2 protein-coding genes are annotated in these 3,454 nt (G+C 70.2%); both read left to right on the top strand.

Features of this window, described 5'->3' with window-relative positions:
- The first annotated feature begins 292 nt into the window (after positions 1 to 292).
- The gene (gene thrS, locus JWN97_RS16140) at positions 293 to 2,260 is read left to right on the top strand and encodes a threonine--tRNA ligase (RefSeq protein ID WP_297624842.1); all 1,968 of its coding nucleotides are present in this window, start codon (positions 293 to 295) and stop codon (positions 2,258 to 2,260) included.
- A 7-nt stretch (positions 2,261 to 2,267) separates the two neighbouring features.
- Positions 2,268 to 3,419, top strand: a complete 1,152-nt coding sequence (locus JWN97_RS16145; protein ID WP_297624837.1) for an aminotransferase class I/II-fold pyridoxal phosphate-dependent enzyme — start codon at positions 2,268 to 2,270, stop codon at positions 3,417 to 3,419.
- Positions 3,420 to 3,454: the final 35 nt, after the last annotated feature.

The following is a 3,454-nucleotide window of genomic DNA, read 5'->3' on the forward strand; positions in this document are numbered from 1 at the left end:
CCTCCAGGTGGTGGAAGCGGTTCTTAGACAGCTCCACTCCACGCCCGGAGGTCTTCGCCTTCCAAGCTCATTCAGATCGTGTCGTCACACGATCTCGACCAACGTGCCCGATCAGTACACCTAGGTCCCGATCTGTGCGGGACGTCGGCGTACGTCCACACCTCCCGCAGCGAGGGCTGACGCGGAAACCGGGGTGAGGCCGACGCGGCCCGGCCGATAGGCTCAACGCGACATCCGTCCCACTCACGTCCCCCCAGAAGGAGCTCTCGTGTCCGACATCCAGGTCGTCCGCATCCACGCCGATCAGCGTGCGGAGACCACGGTCACGACGGGCACCAAGGCCTGGGAGCTGTTCCGCGACGACGCCGACGTGGTCGCCGCCCGCGTCGGTGGCGCGCTCAAGGACCTCGCCTACGAGCTCGCCGACGGCGACGAGGTCGAGGCCGTGGCCATCGACAGCGCCGACGGCCGCGACATCCTGCGCCACTCGACCGCGCACGTGATGGCGCAGGCGGTGCAGCAGCTGTGGCCCGAGGCGAAGCTGGGCATCGGCCCGCCCATCGACAACGGCTTCTACTACGACTTCGACGTCGAGACCCCGTTCGTGCCCGAGGACCTGGTCAGGATCGAGTCCGCGATGCGCAAGATCATCAAGGAGAACCAGCGCTTCGAGCGCCGGGTCACCACCGATGCCGACGCGCTCGACGAGCTCAAGGACGAGCCCTACAAGATCGAGCTGATCGGCCTCAAGGGCGGTGCCGGCGCCGCGGACACCGAGGGTGCGAGCGTCGAGGTCGGGGCCGGCGAGCTCACCATCTACGACAACATCGGCCGCAGCGGCGAGGTCAAGTGGTCCGACCTGTGCCGGGGTCCGCACCTGCCCACCACCAAGCGGATCCCCGCGTTCAAGCTGATGCGCAGCGCGGCGGCCTACTGGCGCGGAGACGAGAAGAACAAGCAGCTGCAGCGCATCTACGGCACCGCCTGGGAGACCAAGGAGGCGCTCGAGGAGCACCTCCACCGGATCGAGGAGGCCGAGCGCCGCGACCACCGCAAGCTCGGCCGTGAGCTCGACCTCTACTCGTTCCCGGACGAGATCGGCTCCGGCATGGCGGTCTTCCACCCGCGGGGTGGCGTCATCAAGCGGGAGATGGAGGACTACGTCCGCCGGCGGCACCTCGAGGAGGGCTTCGACTACGTCGGCACCCCGCACATCAGCAAGGACGGGCTGTTCCACACCTCCGGGCACCTGCCCTACTACGCGGACACCATGTTCCCGCCGATGGAGATGGAGCACGCCGAGTACCGCCTCAAGGCGATGAACTGCCCGATGCACAACCTCATCTACCGGTCCCGGCAGCGCTCCTACCGCGAGCTGCCGCTGCGGTTCTTCGAGTTCGGGTCCGTCTACCGCTACGAGAAGTCCGGTGTCGTGCACGGCCTGACCCGGGTCCGCGCGATGACCCAGGACGACTCGCACTCCTACGTCACCCCGGAGCAGGCGCCGGCGGAGGTCGAGCACCTGCTGACCTTCGTGACCGGGCTGCTGCGCGACTTCGGCCTCGACGACTACTACTTCGAGCTGTCCACCCGCGACGACTCCAAGCCGGACAAGTTCATCGGCTCCGACAAGCAGTGGGCGACCGCGACCGAGGTGCTGGAGACCGCGGCACGCAAGTTCGGTGTCGACCTCGTCCCCGACCCCGGCGGCGCCGCGTTCTACGGCCCGAAGATCTCGGTGCAGGCCAAGGACGCGATCGGCCGCACCTGGCAGATGTCGACGATCCAGTACGACTTCAACCAGCCCTCTGCCGAGCGCTTCGACCTGGAGTACGTCGCCGCCGACGGCACCCGCCAGCAGCCCGTGATGATCCACTCCGCCAAGTTCGGCTCGATCGAGCGGTTCATCGGTGTCCTCGTCGAGCACTACGCCGGCGCGTTCCCGCCCTGGCTGGCGCCCGTCCAGGTCCAGGGCATCCCGATCGCGGAGCGCCACAACGACTACCTGTTCGACATCGCGCGACAGATGAAGGCCCAGGGGCTGCGGGTCGAGGTCGACGAGTCCGACGACCGGATGCAGAAGAAGATCCGCAACGCGCAGCTGCAGAAGGTGCCGTTCATGCTGATCGCCGGTGACGACGACGTCGAGAAGGGTGCGGTGAGCTTCCGCTACCGCGACGGACGCCAGGACAACGGCGTACCAGTGGCGGAGGCCATCGAGAGGGTCGCCGCCGCGGTCGCCAGCCGCGAGCAGGTCTGAGCCGACGGTGGGGGAGCAGCGTCGCCCGGTCGTCGACCTCACCGAGGCCGAGGCGCGCGTCAGGCTCCCGCTCAAGTGGGGCGTGCCCGAGGGCGTGATCCCGGCGTGGGTGGCCGAGATGGACTACGCGGTGGACCCGGCCGTGCTCGAGGCCGTGCAGCGAATGCTCGCCGACGGCATCACCGGCTACCCGGTCGAGAGCGACCCGGCGCTCGGGGAGTCGTACGCCGCCTGGTCGGCGCGGCACTTCGGCTGGGCGCCCGAGCCGCAGGCCGTGCAGGCCGTGGTCGACGTGACGGCCGGGGTGCGGGTGGCGCTCGACGTGCTCAGCGGTCCGGGCGGGGTCGTGTTCCCGACACCGGGCTACAACGCCCAGCACGGCCTGGCCGGGATCACCGGCCGGGCCGAGCACCTCCTCGACGTGCCGGCCACCGCCGAGCGCGCGGAGATCGACCTCGACCGGCTGGACCGGCTCTTCGCCGACGGCGCGCAGACCCTGCTGCTCACTCAGCCCCACAACCCGTGGGGTCGCGTCTTCACCCGCGCCGAGCTGGAGGGGATCCGCGACGTCGTCGTACGCCACCGGGCTCGCGTGGTGAGCGACGAGATCCACGCCCCGCTGGTGCTGCCGGGCGCCGAGCACGTCTCCTACCTGTCCATCGAGGGCACCCACGACCACGCCGTCGCGGTGGTCGCCGCCTCGAAGGCCTTCAACACCGCAGGACTGCGCTGTGCCCAGCTCGTCGTGCCCGACGCCGACGACCGGCGCCGCCTCGCGGACCAGCCGATGTCGCGCAACGACTCCTGGTCGCCCCTGGGCGTCGCCGCCGCGCGGGCGGCGTACGACCACGGCGACGGCTGGCTCGCCTCGCTGGTCGAGCGCCTCGACCAGCAGCGGACCCTGCTCAGCGAGCTGCTGGCCGCGCACCTGCCCGAGGTGCGGATGCGTCCGCTGGAGGCGACCTACCTCGCCTGGCTCGACGCCTCGGCCTACGGCCACGACGACGCCGCGGCCGTCGCGCTCGAGCGCGGGCGGGTGATGGTGAGCGCGGGTCACTCCTACGCCCCCGGCTCCACCGGGCAGGTGCGCCTCAACATCGCCACCTCGCCCGACCGGCTCACCGAGATCGTCGAGCGGTTGGCGAAGGCCTGGGCGTAGGGGGCACTCTAGCGCACCCCTTCGCTGGTTGAGGG

It is taken from the genome of Nocardioides sp., assembly GCF_025965415.1.
Classification (GTDB): domain Bacteria; phylum Actinomycetota; class Actinomycetes; order Propionibacteriales; family Nocardioidaceae; genus Nocardioides.